15 protein-coding genes are annotated in these 15,850 nt (G+C 70.9%); 10 read left to right on the top strand and 5 right to left on the bottom strand.

Annotated features, from left to right (window positions below):
• Window positions 1–15: 15 nt before the first annotated feature.
• Entirely contained in the window at window positions 16–1,083 is a 1,068-nt protein-coding gene (locus F0U63_RS42590; protein ID WP_395839845.1) for a YgfZ/GcvT domain-containing protein, read from the bottom strand.
• Window positions 1,084–1,121: 38 nt separating this feature from the next.
• Between F0U63_RS42590 and F0U63_RS42585 the strand changes: the two genes are divergently transcribed.
• From F0U63_RS42585 to F0U63_RS42575, 3 genes are read left to right on the top strand one after another with little or no spacing between them, the layout of a single operon-like run.
• Window positions 1,122–1,448 carry a cupin domain-containing protein gene (locus F0U63_RS42585; RefSeq protein ID WP_002622809.1) on the top strand — a complete coding sequence of 109 codons (327 nt, stop codon included), beginning with the start codon at window positions 1,122–1,124 and terminating at the stop codon, window positions 1,446–1,448.
• The gene (locus F0U63_RS42580; RefSeq protein ID WP_395839841.1) at window positions 1,445–2,779 is read left to right on the top strand and encodes a thioredoxin domain-containing protein; all 1,335 of its coding nucleotides are present in this window, start codon (window positions 1,445–1,447) and stop codon (window positions 2,777–2,779) included. The genes F0U63_RS42585 and F0U63_RS42580 overlap by 4 nt, the downstream gene beginning before the upstream one ends.
• A 9-nt stretch (window positions 2,780–2,788) precedes the next feature.
• A complete protein-coding gene (locus F0U63_RS42575) occupies window positions 2,789–3,166 on the top strand; it encodes a translation initiation factor (protein WP_395839838.1) in 378 nt (125 codons plus the stop codon).
• Window positions 3,167–3,169: 3 nt separating this feature from the next.
• Here F0U63_RS42575 and F0U63_RS42570 read toward each other — a convergent pair whose 3' ends face one another.
• Together F0U63_RS42570 and F0U63_RS42565 are read right to left on the bottom strand one after the other, a co-directional pair.
• Entirely contained in the window at window positions 3,170–4,174 is a 1,005-nt protein-coding gene (locus F0U63_RS42570; RefSeq protein WP_395839836.1) for an isocitrate dehydrogenase (NAD(+)), read from the bottom strand.
• 66 nt (window positions 4,175–4,240) lie between these two features.
• Complete coding sequence (locus F0U63_RS42565) at window positions 4,241–5,026, bottom strand: DUF2270 domain-containing protein (RefSeq protein ID WP_395839833.1); 786 nt, start codon at window positions 5,024–5,026, stop codon at window positions 4,241–4,243.
• Between the two features lie 79 nt (window positions 5,027–5,105).
• Between F0U63_RS42565 and F0U63_RS42560 the strand changes: the two genes are divergently transcribed.
• The 7 genes from F0U63_RS42560 to F0U63_RS42530 all read left to right on the top strand — a co-directional run bounded on the left by F0U63_RS42560 (window position 5,106) and on the right by F0U63_RS42530 (window position 12,085).
• A complete protein-coding gene (locus F0U63_RS42560; RefSeq protein ID WP_395839830.1) occupies window positions 5,106–7,166 on the top strand; it encodes a response regulator in 2,061 nt (686 codons plus the stop codon).
• A gap of 149 nt (window positions 7,167–7,315) precedes the next feature.
• On the top strand, window positions 7,316–7,942 hold the full coding sequence (locus tag F0U63_RS42555; RefSeq protein ID WP_395839827.1) for a TIGR02265 family protein: 627 nt from the start codon (window positions 7,316–7,318) through the stop codon (window positions 7,940–7,942).
• A gap of 13 nt (window positions 7,943–7,955) precedes the next feature.
• The gene (locus F0U63_RS42550) at window positions 7,956–8,648 is read left to right on the top strand and encodes an HAD family hydrolase (RefSeq protein ID WP_395839824.1); all 693 of its coding nucleotides are present in this window, start codon (window positions 7,956–7,958) and stop codon (window positions 8,646–8,648) included.
• A 228-nt stretch (window positions 8,649–8,876) separates the two neighbouring features.
• Window positions 8,877–9,500, top strand: coding sequence for a TIGR02265 family protein (locus F0U63_RS42545; protein ID WP_395839822.1), 624 nt, complete (start codon window positions 8,877–8,879; stop codon window positions 9,498–9,500).
• Window positions 9,501–9,528: 28 nt separating this feature from the next.
• Window positions 9,529–10,131: a TIGR02265 family protein gene (locus tag F0U63_RS42540; protein ID WP_395839819.1), complete on the top strand. Its 603-nt coding sequence runs from the start codon at window positions 9,529–9,531 to the stop codon at window positions 10,129–10,131.
• Window positions 10,132–10,258: 127 nt separating this feature from the next.
• A complete protein-coding gene (locus tag F0U63_RS42535) occupies window positions 10,259–10,810 on the top strand; it encodes a DUF2378 family protein (RefSeq protein ID WP_395839817.1) in 552 nt (183 codons plus the stop codon).
• A 33-nt stretch (window positions 10,811–10,843) separates the two neighbouring features.
• Window positions 10,844–12,085 (top strand): tetratricopeptide repeat protein, encoded by a 1,242-nt coding sequence (locus tag F0U63_RS42530; protein ID WP_395839815.1) that lies wholly within the window; start codon window positions 10,844–10,846, stop codon window positions 12,083–12,085.
• Between the two features lie 65 nt (window positions 12,086–12,150).
• Here the strand turns inward: F0U63_RS42530 and F0U63_RS42525 are convergent, their stop codons facing one another.
• Window positions 12,151–12,774: a hypothetical protein gene (locus F0U63_RS42525; RefSeq protein WP_395839812.1), complete on the bottom strand. Its 624-nt coding sequence runs from the start codon at window positions 12,772–12,774 to the stop codon at window positions 12,151–12,153.
• A gap of 100 nt (window positions 12,775–12,874) precedes the next feature.
• The gene (locus tag F0U63_RS42520) at window positions 12,875–15,598 is read right to left on the bottom strand and encodes a CHAT domain-containing protein (RefSeq protein WP_395839810.1); all 2,724 of its coding nucleotides are present in this window, start codon (window positions 15,596–15,598) and stop codon (window positions 12,875–12,877) included.
• Window positions 15,599–15,850 lie beyond the last annotated feature (252 nt).

The raw sequence follows: 15,850 nt of genomic DNA, 5'->3' as shown, positions 1-15,850 counted from the left end.
TGGAGGGCGCGGACGTCAGGCGAAGGGGAGCGCGGACACGGTGGCCTCGGCGGGTCCGTCGCCCACCGTCAGCACCGTTCCCGGCTCCAGGTGGTCGCGGTGCACGTAGCCCAGGGCCAGCGACTGGCCGGAGCCCGGAGCGCGCACCACGCTGGTGAGCCAGCCGACCTTCTTGCCGTCCTTCTTCAGCTCGGTCCCGGGCGCCGTCTCGGCCGTGCCGAGGCGCAGGCCGGCCAGCTTCCGGTTCATGTGTCCCCGGAAGGTGGCGCGGGCGATGACCTCCTGCCCGATGTAGCACCCCTTGTTGTAGGAGATGCCGTGCGTGAGGTTGGCTTCCAGGGGGATGGTGGTGTCGACCATGTCCTGGCCGTAGCGCGGCACCCCGGCCTCCACCCGCAGCACCTCCAGGGCGCGCCAGCCCAGGGGCTTGAGCCCGAAGCCCGAGCCCGCCGCCACCAGCGCCTTCCAGACCGCTTCCAGTCCGGAGCGCGGCACCCACACGTCCACGCCCGGGGGGGAGGGCCAGGTCGCGCCCTGGAGCAGGACGTCCTGGCCGGCCAGGGTGACCGCCCGGGTGGTGTGCGGGGCGAGGGGGGCGAAGGGCTGGCCCAGGACGGCCCCGAGCAGCTCGGACGTCCGGGGGCCGAGCAGCCGCAGCACCCCCTGCTCCTCCGTGGCGTCGTGCAGCTCCGCGTCCTCGGAGATGAGGAACTTCTCCAGGAACTCCCGGACCTTGCCGCCCAGCCCCGGCTCCAGGTCGAGCACCAGGTCGTTCTCCCGGCGGAGGATCCGGGCGTCGGCCACCATGGCGCCCTTCACGGTGATGAGGGCGGTGTAGGCCGAGGCCCCGGCCGCCAGCCCCTTCACGTCCTGGGTCACCATGCCGTGCAGGAAGCTTGTACGGTCCTCCCCGGTTATGCGCAGCGCTTCGCGGTAGGTGGCATCGTGCAGGGCCACGCTTTCCCGGGCCGCCCGGTATTCGGCCTCCGCGTCCCCATAATCGGCCACGACCTCGCGGCCGTTGGCTTCCTGGAAGCGGGCGCCTGCCTGCTCGTGAAGAAAATGCAGAGACAGCGGTTGCATGACCGTCGCTATATAGAGGCCCGGGAGTGAATGCCACGATGGATGTGAAACACCTGTCCGACTTCATGGGCTTCTCCGCGGAGAAGCTCCAGAAACACAACCTCTTCAAGTCGGAGCGCTTCTTCCTGGACGTGTACTGCCTCGCGCCCGGCCAGACCCAGAAACCCCACCAGCACGCCCACTCGGACAAGGTGTACCTCGTCCTGGAAGGGCAGTGCCGCTTCCGCATCGGCGCGGACGAGGCCCCTCACGGCCCCGGCGCCGCCCTCTTCGCACCCGCGGGCGTCGAGCACGGCGTCACCAATGATGGTCCCGGCAACGCCCGCCTCCTCGTCCTGATGACCCCCCCTCCGGAGCACGCATGAGCAAGAAGGCCAATCCGCCCCCTCCCACCCCCGTTCGCGGAGCCCAGGTGCTGCTCGCCCTGGGGCTCGCCGAGAGCGCCCTCTCCCTCTTCCAGTGGAGCCAGCTGCTCACCCTGCGCCAGGGCGGCGCCACCGTGTGTGGTGTCTCCGATCACGTCAACTGCGAGACGGTGTGGAACACGCCCTTCGCCGGCGCGGTGCACGAGTACCTGCGCATGCCCGTGGCGGGACTCGGGCTCGTGTGGGGCCTCGTCGCCGTGGCGCTCTCCGCGCTCTACCTCGTCTGGCAGCGGGGCGGACGTCCCGTGCGGCCCGCCGTCAACGGGCTGCGCCTGACGGCCGCCGCGGGCGTGGCCGCCTGTGCCGTGTTCGCCGCCGTGAGCGCGAGCACCGGCGTGCTGTGCCCCACGTGTCTGGGCACCTACGTGCTCACGCTCGCCTTCGCCGCCGTGGCCTGGAAGGGTCTGCCCGGCGCGCTCCTGCCCCAGGCGGACGAGTGGGCCACCACCCTGAAGTGGACGGCGGGCTTCACCGTGGCCGCCTATGTCGCGCTGCTCGTGCCCGGCCTGCAGACGCCCCGCTCCTCCTCGTCCTCGGCGGAGTCCGTCGCCCAGGCGGCCCCGCTTCCGGGCTCGCTGGAGGCCTACCTCAAGAGCCTGTCCGCGCAGGAGCAGCAGGCCGTCTCCGACGCGCTCGCGGCCTATCGCCGGGACATCCCCCTGCCGGCCCTGTCGCCCGCGCGCCGCCTGTATGGGACGACGAGCGCGCCGGTGAAGATGGTGGAGTGGACCGACAGCCGCTGCCCCCACTGCAAGTCCCTGGTGGAGACGCTCGCCGTCATGAAGAAGCGCCTGCCCGAGGGCAAGTTGTCCCTCGAGGCCCGCCAGTTCCCGCTCGACAGCGAGTGCAACTTCACCATGCCTCCCCAGGCCACCGACGGCTCCGGCATCCGCTGTGTCGCCGCCAAGGCGCAGATCTGCATCGAGGGCGCTCCGGACTATTGGGAGCTGCGCGAGAAGCTCTTCGCCGCCCAGCGCTCGCTCACCAGCCGCGACGTGGTGTTGCAGGTGCTCTCCTCGGGCAGCGTGTCCCGCATGCAACTGGATGGGTGCATCGCCATGCAGGACACCGAGCGCAAGCTGCGCGACGACATCGCCTACGCCCGGCAGCATGACCTGCACGGCACGCCCCTGGTGGTCGTCAATGGCCGGGAGGCCGCCGCGTTCCCGGCGTTCCTCTATGCGCTGGTGCTGGCGGACGGCAATCCGGACGCGAGCGCCTTCGGCACCCTGCCCGCGCCGCGCGCCCTCCAGGCCCACGAGGCGCACTGAGCGGACGTCATGGGCAAGCGCGACAAGAAGCCCGAGGCGCCCGCCCCCGCGGCGCCCTTCCACAACCCCTTCGCCTCGCTCGCGCTCAACCGCGAGGCGCTGCCCGCCGGGCCGGCGCCCGCGCCCGTGAAGGACGAGCCGGCCAAGGGGCCCGCGCGCGCCGTGGTGCGCATGGAGCGCAAGGGCCGCGGCGGCAAGGAGGTGACGGTGGTGGAGCAGCTGGGGCTGCCCGAGGCCGAGCGCGAGAAGTGGCTCAAGGCGCTCAAGGGCGCGCTGGGTTGTGGCGGGACGGTGGAGGAGGACACCCTGGTGCTCCAGGGGGATCAGCGCGAGCGGCTGCCCGCGCTCCTGGAAGCCCGCGGCGTGCGCCGCGTCACCGTCGGCTGAGCGCTACAGCGCGGCGATGACGGCGTCGGTGAAGTCGCGCGTGCTGGAGGTGCCGCCCAGGTCTCCGGTGCGCGCCTTGCCCTCGGAGTGCACGCGGGTGAGCGCGGTCTCGAAGCGGCGCGCCGCGTCCTTCATGTCCAACCAGTCGAGCATCATCACCGCCGACATCATCAGCGCGGTGGGGTTGGCCAGGCCCTTGCCCGCGATGTCCGGCGCCGTGCCGTGCACCGCCTCGAACATCGCCGTGCGCTCGCCGATGTTGGCGCCCGGCACCAGGCCCAGGCCTCCCACGAGCCCCGCGCACAAGTCACTGAGGATGTCCCCGTACAGGTTCTCCATCACCAGCACGTCATAGCGGCTCGGATCCTTCACGAGCTGCATGCACATGTTGTCGACGATGACCTCCTCGTACTGGATCTCCGGGTACTCGCGGCCCACCTTGCGCGCGCAGTCGAGGAAGAGGCCATCCGACAGCTTCATGATGTTGGCCTTGTGCACCGCGGTGACCTTCTTGCGCCCGTTCTTGCGCGCGTGCTCGAAGGCGAAGCGCGCGATGCGGGTGGAGGCCTTCTCGGTGATGATCTTCAAGGACTCCACCACGCCCGGCACGATGATGTGCTCGAGGCCCGCGTAGAGGCTCTCCGTGTTCTCGCGCACCACCACCAGGTCCACGCCCTCGTAGCGCGTCTTCACGCCGGGCACGCTCTTGACGGGGCGCAGCGCGGAGTACAGGTCCAGGCGCTTGCGCAGCCCCACGTTGGCCGAGGCCATTCCGCCGCCCACCACCGTGCCCGTGGGACCCTTGAGCGCCACGCCATTGCGCAGCACCGACTCCACCGTCGCGTCGGGCAGGTTGGTGCCGAACTTGGCGATGCACTCTGCTCCCGCGTCCCGGTGCTCGAACTCCAGGGGGACCTCGAGCGCCTGGAGGACCCGGAGGGTGGCCGCCATGACCTCGGGGCCGATACCGTCGCCATTGATGACCGTGACCGTACGCGGAGTCGCCATGGCGTTCGCTTCAACCACAAAAGCCAGGGGCTCGGAAGGAGGAAAACCCGCCGTGCGCGGGCCGCGCTAATTCATGGACGAAGGCGGAACAGGAGGCGGGGGCGGAGCGGGGCGGCGGCCCCGGCGGCGGGGAGCGAGCGTGGCGTAGGGCCGGTAGAACGACTCCCACAACGCGGCGCGCCGGCCCCGGGGCAGCGGGCGCAGCTCGCCCATGGGCGCCCGGGTGAAGAAGGAGGACGCGAAGATGTAGGCGAAGACGAGCACCACCAGCCCCACCACCACCGTCACCACCCCGCCCGGCACCGGGCCCACGCTCGCCCGCTGCATGAAGTCGCCCACGTCCTTGGGGGCGGAGGGGTGGGTGTACACCTTGACGAACCAGGTGAGCGTCAACACGAGCAGGATGGGGCCATAGGCGCGGTTGAGCCGCGTGGAGATGGCCGAGAAGAGCGAGAGCTGGATTTGCGGCCGCTCCACCAAGCTGACCAGCTCGCGGATGGCATCCGGGTCCACCGGCTCGCGGCGCAAGAGCGGCACCCAGTAGCCGTTTTCCAACAGTCGCACCCGGCGGATCCACAGGTCGTAGTAGCGGTAGCGCCGCGCCTCGATGAGCAGGAACGTCAGCACCATCCAGATGCCCACCAGGAACACCACCGGCGAGGCCGAGGTGGTGAAGCCGAAGGAGATGACGGCCGCGGTGGTGGTGAGCGACCAGTTGGTGGTGTTGTCCAGTCGCGAGCGCCAGGTGTCCGAGCGGCTGAGCTCGCCCCGGAAGAGCTGCGCCATGGCCGAGTCCGAGATCGGAGAGACCTCGAATTCGTTCTTGTCGCGATCATTACCGTCGTTCGCCATCCTCGCCCTCTCGTGGGGGACCGTCGTATTTGCGGCTGGCCTGTCCCAGCTCCCATGCCCACTCTGTACGGGAGGAACCATGGTCATTCCCTTCCTCCAAAACACCCCACGGCCCCTGGATCCGGTATCGGCCCTGCTCTCCCTGCTGGAAGAGGAGGGCGAGCGCGTGGTGCGGCTGTGGGCCAAGCGCATCCGGGCCGAGACCCATGAATTGGATGTCCCCGGCAGGGACTTGCGCGCCCCCTTGCGCCCGTTGGTGGACGAGCTCGTCCGCCTGCTCAGGGATCGGGGGAGGGACGCCCTCATCCTCTGGCCGGAGGTGGTGCGTTCGCACGGCGCGCGGCGTTATGACCAGCGCTTCGACCCGGAGGACCTGGCGCGCGAGTTCAAGGCGCTGGGGGAAGTGCTGCTCTACGTGTACGCGCGGCGCAACCGCCAGCGGCTGGAGCCGGAGGTGGCCACCTTCGTGGTGGAACTGGTGGGCGAGGCACATGCCTCGGCGCAGGCCTCCTTCACGCGGGTGCTCAAGACGGAGGAGGTGCGCTTTCGCGAGGCGGCGGTGATGGAGTCGGTGCTCAACCACGTGGAGGTGGGCATCCTGCTGGCCGAGCTGGATGGGACGGTGTCCTTCGCCACGCCGCCGGTCAGCCGCCTCATCGGCATGCCCATGCGCGCCGTGGTGGGCTCGCGCTCGCACACGTCGCTGGCGACGATGCTCTCGCAGGTGAACGCGCGCCACCCGGACGGCACGCCCTTCAAGGTGGCCGACATGCCCTTCATGCGGGCGCTGCGCGAGCACGGCCCGGTGCGCGGCGTGCTCATGGTGGTGGAGCGGCCCGGCGGGGATGAGGCCACCCTGGAGCTGAGCGCCACGCCCCTGCGGCAGGAGGGCGACGAGCTCGCCGGCGTCATTCAAACCTTCACCGACCGCACCGAGGCGGCCAACCAGAACAAGGCGCTCTTGAGCGCTCATGACGAGCTGCGCCGGTTGCAGGGCCGGCTGTTGCAGCGCACGCGCACGCAGGCCCTGGGGCAGCTGGCCGGTGGCGCGGCACACGCGCTCAACAACCTGCTCAACGTGCTGCGCCTGCGCATCACCCTCTTGCGGCGCGAGTACAACCCCGAGCACCTGGACTCGCTGGACAAGACGGTGGGGCAGGTGGGGGAGCTGGTGGCGCGGCTGCAGGAGTTCAACGTGGAGCGCAGCGAGGAGCACCTGCACGACGTGCAGGTGGATGCCATGGTGCGCGAGGCGCTGGAGCTGGCGCGCGGGGAGCTGGAGCAGCGCGAGCACCCGGTGACGGTGGAGCTGCGCCTGGGCAATCCCGGTGTGGTGCGGGCCGATCCGGGCTTCTTCCGCGAGCTGGTGGTGAACCTGCTGCTGGCCGAGCGCGAGCGGCTGGGCGACGGGGGCGGGCGCGTGGTGATCCAGACGCGCGCGGAGCCGGGGGGCCAGGGCATGCTGCGCGTGGAGGACTCGGGCGCGCCCTACACCGCCGGGGAGATGACGCGCATGTTCGATCCGCTCAACCGCGAGGTGGGCGCCCCCCAGCTCTCGCTGCTGCTCGCGGTGGCGCGCGAGCAGGTGCGGCGCTGGGGCGGGGAGCTGACGGTGGAGAACCTCGCCGGGCGCCCGGGCGCGGCCTTCGTCGTGCGCATGCCGCTGGTGCGCTCGGCCCAGGAGCGCGAGGAGGACGAGCGGCTCGCGGGGGAAGGCTTCGGCATGGTGGGACCCCGGCGCTTCCAGCGCACGCGCCGGGTGCTGGTGGTGGACGACGATCCGGACAACGCGCGGATGATGGCGGAGCTGCTCAGCGAGGAGGGCTACGACGTGAAGGTGGCCCCGGGCGGCGAGGTGGCGCTCAAGATGTGGGACGAGCGGCTCTATGACGCGGCGCTCCTGGACGCGGTGATGCCGGACCTGTCCGGCTGGGAGGTGGCGCGCGAGCTGCGCCAGCGCTCTCCCCATGCGCTGCTCGCCATCGTCACCGGCATGGACGTGCGCGGGCAGAATCGCGCCAACCTCGCCCTCGTGGACGCCGTGTTCCGCAAACCCATCGACGTGGGGGCCCTGGACGACTTCCTCGGGCAGTCCGACCTCTCCTCCTCCGGTTCCGCCTCACCCTCTTTTCCGGCTTAATCCCTCTCTTCAGGTCTGGTTTGCAGGTAGAATGGATTTGTGCAGCCGGATTGAGCTGGTCAATGATCAGACATGTGAGCGCCCATGGAGGGAAATATGCGCGGGGGCTGTGGACGGCGCGGGGGGGAGCGGTGTGAAGTTGCGGGCGCATGCACAGACACGATGAACAGGACCCATGGGTCGTGGTCCCGCCTGGCTCGGATGAGGATCTGGCGCGGCGTCTGGCCATGGCATCGCCCTCGGACACGGCGCGGGGGATGTTCTTGCGCACCACGCTGGAGGCGGTCCGCTGTCTGGGAGACGAGGACGCGGTGCGCGACTGCCAGCGGGCCAGTGGCGAGGACAAGCTCGTCGACTTCTTCGCCTATCCGGTGAGCGCCAGCCTGCGCATGGTGTTCATCGCGGCGCGCATGCTGGAGGACCGCTGTGGCGGCATCGACGAGGCACTGCGCGCCCTGGGCTACCGCGCCGCGGATGGCTTCCTGTGCTCGGCGGCGGGCATGGCGCTGCAACTGCTGGCCAATGGGGACGTGAAGAAGCTGGTGGACAACCTGCCGGCGACGTACCGGGCCTCGGTGAGCTTTGGCAGCCGCTCCATCGTGTGGACGGGCCCCACGCGCGGCCGGCTCATCATGCGCCGGGAGTTCATGCCCTACCCCTTCCTCGAGGGCGTGTTGATGGGGGTGCTGGACAAGGCGAGCGCGCGCGACGCCCAGGTGCGCGGCCACCAGCTCTCCACGCTGGAGAGCGAATACGAGGTCTCCTGGCAGACGTGATAGGGCGTGGGGCATGTCCATGCCCCTGCCTCCCCCCTCCGCCGTCCTCTTCGACATGGACGGCACGCTCGTCGACAACATGCGCTTCCACGTCCAGGCCTGGGTCGCCCTGGTGCGCTCGCTCGGCCTGGATGAGGCCGGCGCGCCCGAGGAGCGCTTCGAGCGGGAGTTCGCCGGCAAGCGCAACGAGGAGATCCTCCCCGCGCTGCTGGGCCGCCCCATGGCCCCCGAGGAGGTGACGCGCCTGGCGGAGCAGAAGGAAGCGCACTACCGCGCGCTGTACGGGCCGCACATGGTGGCCCTGCGCGGAGCCCCGGAGCTGCTCGCTCGCTTGCGGCAGGCGGGGCGGGGGCTCGCGGTGGCCACGGCCGCGCCCGCGCCCAACCGTGACTTCGTGCTCGATGGGCTCGCGCTGCGCTCCTTCTTCTCGCGCGTCGTCGGCGCCGAGGACGTGAAGCGGGGCAAGCCCGCGCCGGACATCTTCCTCGCCACCGCCCGGGCGCTCGGCGTGGAGCCCTCCGGGTGCGTCGTCTTCGAGGACGCCATCAACGGCATCCTCGCGGCGCGCGCGGCCGGCATGTTCGCCGTGGGTGTCACCACCCTCGTTCCTGAACAGACGCTGCGTGAGGCGGGCGCCCATTGGGTCATTCCTGACTTCGCCTCGCTGCCCGAGGAGCTCGAGCGCTGGCTGCTGCACGCGCGCTGATCCTCACACCACGCGGCACCTCGCTGTGGCCGGAGTGAAAGCTTTCAACGCTCCGGTAGGGGCCGGGTGATGACAGCGCAATCCCACAAGGGGAATGGAAAGACAGACAATGCCTATCCTTTCCCCTGGAAAAAGGAATAGGATGTCGCGGGCTGTTGCTGACGTCCCGGCGGGATGGCCTACGCTAGGAATTGGTCGTTCGAACGGGTTGCCGCTCAGGGGGCACTCATGGCCGTGAATGACAGCGTGGGCCTTGGTGGGGCAAAGGCAGACGCCTGGGAGCGGGAGCTGGCGCGGCGCAGCGGTCTGGTCGCGGAGCGGCACACGGTGCGTGGGATGTACTTCAATGGCACACTCGACGCGCTCCGCTCCCTGGGACAAGAGCCGCTGGTGAGGCGGTGTGTGGAGGAGAGTGGCGAGTCGCACTTCCTGGACTTCTTCAGCTACCCCGCGAGGCTGCACTACCGGATGGTCTCCACGGCGCTGCCGGCCCTGGCGCAGGAGTATGGGGGAGCGGAGGAGGGGCTGCGGCAGCTCGGACAGCAGGTGGCGCGCAGGGTGTGGGGGCTCGGGGTGGGCAAGGTGATGTTGTCACTGTCACCGCTCAGTCCCCGGCAGCTGCAATCCGCGCTGCCCATGGCCTATCGCACGTCGGTGAGCATTGGCGAATACGAGGTGCGTTGGATGGGGCCGTGCAGTGGACGGCTCACGCTCAAGCAGGACTTCATGCCCTATCCGTTCCACGAGGGCATGGTGAAGACATCGTTGGGTTTGTGGGGGGGGCGCGCGGTACGTGTCAGTGGCAGGCAGACAGGTGGGCTCGACAGTGAATGCGACTTCTGGTGGCAGTGAGCGGCTCCTCCATGGGCGAGGGAGCAAGGTGAGCCCCCCGCTCGAGTTTTCTCCGGGACGCGAGTCGCTGTGGGCGCCACGGCTGGCCCAGGCGACCTCGGAGGACATGGCGCGTGGCTTGTTCTTCCAGGGCGCCCTGCGGGCCATCCGGGTGCTCGGCGACGAGGAGCTGGCGGCGCGGTGTGCCGCCGCGTGCGGACAGGCCTGGTTCTTCGACTTCTTCAACTACTCCATCCGGCTCTTCCTGGAGATGGTGTCCACGGCGTTGCCCCCGCTCATGGAGCGCCATGGCGAGGCGGAGTGCACCCTGTGGTTGATGGGGCATTGCGTGGCGACGGACTTCCTGGAGTCGGAGGCCGGCAGGGCCATGCAGGTGCTGGTGCGTGGCGAGGCGCGGCGGCTCGTCAATCACCTGCCGTCCACCTATCTGGTGTCGGTCAATGGCACGCGCTCGGTGGAGTGGTTGGGCCCCCAGCACTGCCGCTTCACCATGCAGCGGGACTTCGCGCCCGCGGCGTTCCACGAGGGCATGCTGGTGGCCATGTTGGAGCGGATGGATGCCCGCCGTGTCCACGTGGTGGGTGTGCAGACAGGCGTGCTGGACAGTGAGTACGACATCTCCTGGCGGTGAGTGTGGGGATGAGGTACCTCCGCGGTTGGATCCGGGCTTCGCGCCCCCCTTCGAATCCGAGGTCCGATTGATTGCTTCTCCTTTAGGAGACGGGTGGGTTCCCGATCTCTCGCGGCGGCTGGAACTCGTGACGTCCTCGCACACGACGCGGGGGCTGTTCGTGCGCAGCTTCCAGTCGGCGGTCCTCGCGCTCGGCCAGGGGGACGCGGACGTGCTGGAGCGCTGCCGCCAGGTGTGGGCGCAGCACGACACGTACGTGGACTCCTTCCAGTACCCCTCCCGGCTGCAACTCGAGGTGCTGAACGTGGCCCTCGAGCCCCTGGCCGCCCGGCATGGAGGTGCCGTCCAGGTTCTGCGGATGTTGGGACGGCGGTGCGTGCGCGACTTCCTGGCGTCCCACGTCGGCCGGGCGCTGCTCGTGGCGGCGGGCAGTGACGCGAGGCGGTTGATGACCCAGGCCCCCGAGGCTTATCGGATCGCCGTGAACGCCGGCGTGCACTCCTTGCGGTGGCTGGGGCCCAATCGCTGCGTGTGGACCATGCACCGCGACTTCATGCCCATGCCGTTCCAGGAGGGCGTCATCCTGGGCCTGTTCGAGGAGGCACGCATCCTGGGCGTGACGGTGTACGGCCGGCAACTGGATACGCTCGAGGGCGAGTACGACATCTCCTGGCGCTGAGCCAGGGCGGCTTGGGAGGGCTACACTCCTTCCGTGCTGACTGCCCTGGAGCGGATCCGTCGCAAGGTGGAGGCTGGCGAGCCCCTGGAGGAAGGGGAGTGGGAGGTGCTGCGCTCGGCGGCCCGGGACACCCCGGGGCCCACGCTGCGGCTCGCCCTGGCGCATGCCTGGGTGAACGCGGGCGCCGAGCGCGAGGCGCTGCGTCTGCTCGAGTCCCTGCGGCGTGACTTCCCCCAGGACATTCAGGTGCGCCTGGGGCTGGCGCGGGCGCTGCTCGGGCTGGAGCGCATGGGCGAGGCGGAGAGCGTGCTGCGCGAGGTGCTCGTCCTCAACCCGGGAGATCCCGAGGCGCTCAAGGTGCTCGCGGTGCTCGCCCTGCGGCGGGGTGAGCACGGTCGCGCACGGGCCTTCGTGGCGGACGCGCTGGCGCGGGATCCCTTCGACGCGGAGGCGCGCCTGCTCAAGGAGGAGCTGGAGTCCGGTGAGCTTCCTCCGCCCCCGGCTCCGGCTCCGGCGTCGCGCGCGGAGTTCCTCGCCGCGCTGCTCGCCGCGCTGCACCGCGCGGGCGTGGCGTGCCGGCGGCAGGGGACGCACCTGCTGGTGAAGTTCGCCTCGGGAGGGGTGGGCCGGATGGACGTGGACTCGCTCCATGCCGCCTACCGCGAGGGCACGCAGCCGCTGAGGGAGCACGTGGCGGAGCTGGTGGCGCGGCTGCGGGGGTTGTCGGGGCCCACGGGGGCGGAGGACGGGTGGGCGCGGCGAGTGCGCCCGGTGCTGCGGCCCGCGCGATTCTCGGAGCGGGCGGTGGGCGCGCTGCACCGGCCCGCGGGCGCGGGGCTCGAGGTCTTCTATGTCCTGGAGGACGAGGCCTTCGTGCGCTACCTGCCCGAGACGTCGCTCGGGCCGGCCGGGCTCTCCGCGCCCGAGGTGGACGCACTCGCCTGGAGCCACCTGGAGGCACACCCCGCGCCGGTGCGCGCCGTGGTGCTGGAGGAGGGGCGGGTGGTGCTCGTGGAGCGGGGCACCGGTGTCTGGGCGGTGGCGGGAGGCGACGGGTTGGATGGGGCCCGGCTGCTCACCGAGGCCCAGCGGCGGCGGCTCGTCGCGCACGTGGGCGAGGGGCCCTGGTGCGTGCACCTGGGCTGGCGCGAGTTCGCGCTGGTGTGCCGGGAGTCGGACGAGGCCTCGCGCGGCGCGCTCTCCCGGCTGGGCGCGGCGCCGGATGGAATCGAGGGCCTCTTGCGGCTCGCGGACGGAGGACTCGAGGTGCTCTGAGTCCCATCACTGCGCAGATTGCCGCCCCCGTTGCCGCTGGAGACGATGAGCTGCCAGTTGTTGAGTCAGCTGTGCCCGCCCGGCAGGAAGCTGCTGGGGATGACGGCGTTCACCGCGCGGACCATCTCCGGCAATCGATTCCAATCGACGTCCCAGTGGGGAACGTAACCATCCCTGCCCTGGGGCGGGGGGGGCGGGGTGACGGGCTCGGTGCCCCACGAGATCGGGGGGCCCGCATCAGCGGTCGCCGCGTCCGTGGTCTGGCTCGGGAACGAGCCGTGGTAGCTGACCCCGGGAGGCGTGGTGATGAGGATGGCCTTTTGGCGGAGCATGTTCTCGGTGAAGGGGCCCAGCTCCGTCTGGAGCTGCCCATCGATCACGAAGACATAGGCGCCGGTGGACATGTCCAGGCCGAAGGCGCGGAAGCGCGGCGGAGCAACCTGGCCCGCGGCATTGGGCGGGAGCGTGTACGCCACCACTTGGACGTACTTGCGCGCGGTCCTCGTCGTCCGCCAGAGCTGGTTCAGGTCCACCGTGCTCGACAGGGTGATGACGGGGGGGGGGACCCCCGGATGCGCCAGGGCCTCGCCCGCTCCGCTCTCCCCCTGACGGGGCTCCGTCGGCTTGATGCCGCCCGCGACGGACAACCCAGACCCCTGCGCCCCCATCAATGGCTTCACGTCCTTCATCGTCATTCTCCCTCGCGCCACGGCTCCTGGAACGCTCACGTGCTGCCAGCAGAACGCTGCCCCCCTGGAATCTTCCCGGGGGAATTTCCCAGGGATTTTCTCACTCGAAGAGCAGCACGTCACGGACCCAAGGCGCGTGGGAGCGCTGGAGCCAGAGCTGACGCTCGTCCCGGAGGGCCACCGAGGGCGCGGCTCCGGCCCGGATGCGCCCACGCACGGACTCGAAGAAGGGACCCGCCTCGGCGTCCGGAAGGTCCACGGTGGCGGCGAAGACGGCACGGGCTCCGGCCTCCACGAAGGCCACCGGCAGGCTGAAGGACTCGTGCAGGAAGGGGGCGGTGTGCGCCGCGCGGCAGGCCGCCAGGATGACCACCGGCGAGCCCCGCAGGGTCTGTGCGCGCACCTCGCGGGCCGTCAGGGCGTAACGCCCGTCCGGCTCCGGGGACAGCACCACCAGCGAGGCATCCGAGACCTCGGGATTCAACAGGCCGTGGGCGTGGATCTCAATCTCGGTGGCGTCCGCCATCTCCGCGAGCACCCGTCCGGGAGTGGCCGAGGCCCCGGAGAATACGCCGCGCCGCACGTCCGGCTCGCCCGGTGCCCAGGCCTTGAGCCGAGGCAGACCGAGCGCCGCCGGGGGCTCCACGTCGGAGACGACCAGGTGACGGGCCACGACGGGAGCCGGGTGCAGGGCAGCGGCGCGGCCCACGTGGTAGCTCCAGGGCAGTTCGGGGGGCAGCAGACCCGCGTGCCCCTGCACGGGGGGACGCGCGAGCACCTGGATGCGCTCACACGGGCGGAGCACCTCCAAGAGGGGGGCGGGCACGAGCCCCTCGGCCTCGCGGAAGGGGGTGGTGCGGCTCGCGTCCTGATGGCCCCGCACACCTCCCTCGGGGCCGCGAGCCACCAGCAGGGTGCGCTCGTCGTCCACGGCCACCGCCAGCGAGCAGCGCTCCGGTACCGGCATGCCTTGCTCCTCGGCGAAGAGCGCCAGCGCGGCCTCGAAGTCCCCGGCCCCGCCCGCGTCGAACAGCAGCGAGGAGTAGCTGGCCGTGCGGGCCTTGCGGGCGTTCACGTCCTCGCGCGCGAGCTTCGCCGTGTCCTCCAGATTGCCGCGCAGCAGCTCGCGGCCCCGGGCCGGGTCACGCTCCAGCTCGAAGCGGGCCTCGTAGTGGGCCAGCAGGAGCTGCTCGCTGGGGTTGAGCGTCCCGCTGGCCCGGAGGGATGCCAGCGCGGCCCCGAAGTGCTTCGCGTCCTCGTCGAGCTGGGTGCTGGAGCGGGCCAGCTCGGCGAGCACGGCCACGCCGGAGAGCTGATTGAGCGGGCCACACGCCCTCGCCAACTCGAGGCGCGCGCGGGCCTCGGCGGGACGCAGGGCCAGCTGGTACATCACCGCGAGGTTCTGCTGGATGCCCTGCACCATGGGGCAGTCCCGAGGCGCCCGTGCGAGCGCCTCGCCGAACCAGGCCTCCGCCAGCGGCGGGCTGCGAGCGATGTACGCGATCTGCCCCAGTGCGAGGAGCAGGCGCATTTCCATCACCCAGTCGTGGTCTCGCCGGGCGCGCTGGAGTCCCGCGAGCGCGTGCTGGCGTGCGTCGGCGGGGCGGTGGAGCACGGAATAGACGAAGGCGAGATCGTTCTCGAGCTCGGCGCAGCGGTAGTCCAGCTTGCTCGTGGAGCAGGTGCGCAGCGCGGCCTGGAGAAGCTGCTCGGCTTGGACACGGTCTCCGCGCTTCTGCACGGTCTCGGCGCGCCAGTGCGCGGCGAGCAGGGTGAACCAGGTGTCACCGGTGCTGGCGGCGAGCGCCTCGTAATCTTCCAGGTGGGTGGGGATGGACTGGCTGTGGAAGAGCGCGCCCATGAGCACGTCCGTCTCACCCGCCCGGCGGGACTGCTCGATGAGGGCCCGCCACCCGGCGGGAGGGCCGCGCTCGCGGCGGAGCCGATCATGCTCGCGCGCCAGTGGCCCCCGGCGGGAGAAGTCCCGCCCGGCCACGTGGTGCACCAGCGCCACCAGGGTGCCCTGGCCCTCGTGCGTGTCCAGCGCCTGGGCCAGTGGGAGCAGTTCCAGCGTCCGCTCCCGCGTGGGGGCGGCGCGCAGCGCATCGTAGAAGAAGAGGCGGAAGAGTCCTGGGAAGGCGCGGGCCTGCTCCAGCGGGACGGGGCCTCCGGCGCGCATCGCGTTGCCGACCTCGAGGGCCCTGGTGTAGGCGGACTGGTGCGCCTCCACCTGTCGGCGCAGTTCCTCCGCGCGCTGCTTCGCCTCGGTGCTCCAGCCGGGCTCGCCCACGGAGGCGACACGCTCGAAGGCGTCGGCGGCCATCAGGCCCAGGCCGAGCTCACGCAGCACCAGTCCGCGGTTCCACAGCGCCCGCGGGTGCCGGGGGGAGGCGGTCAGCACGCCGTCGAGCAGCTCCAGCGCCTCGGGGAGGTCTCCCTTGTCCAGGGCGAGGAGGGCGCGGTCGCAGTCCACGTCCGGGGAGTGCCCGGCCTTGTCCAGGTACACCGCGGCCTGGGTGGCGTTGCCGCGCAGCAGATACGCGGCGGCGAGGCCGTGGAAGTCCTGGGCCTCCTCGAGCGCGGCGAGCTCCTGGAGGAGCGGTGGAGGGAGCATGGCGGAGGCTCCCGCGCGCACGGGGGAGTGGGGGCGGTAGACATCGGCGGCCGGGTAGCCGAGGCGGGCCTCGCGAGCGCGCGTCTGCGTCCGGGCGAGCCACACATCTCCCGAGGGCTTTCGCGGCCGCGCGAAGAAGAAGAAGAGCGCTCCAGCCGCGACCGCGGCGAGCACCAGCCCCACGCCCCACCCGCTTCCATGGCGCCTCACGGGTCCAATTCGCCTTTCGTGGTGGGACGGAGTCAGGCCCCAAGGGGGGACAGTGTACCGAATCGTCCTGGAGGAAAATCGGCCCGGGAAGATCCCGGGGCCGTGGCGTTGAGAAGGCGGACCATGAATGTCTTCTCTCTCTCAGCGCGGCCTTCGGTACGGAGTTCCCGGATTTCACGGAGCTTGACCGGCCCGGCGGGCACGGTCCACTGTGCTGATCTCTTGGAATCGCGTCCTCCTGCCGCCGTCGCC

Origin of the sequence: Cystobacter fuscus (assembly GCF_044360685.1) — a bacterium.
GTDB lineage: Bacteria > Myxococcota > Myxococcia > Myxococcales > Myxococcaceae > Cystobacter > Cystobacter fuscus_C.
Note: the sequence above shows the minus strand (reverse complement) of the source record. Positions and strands in the feature narration are given on the sequence as shown.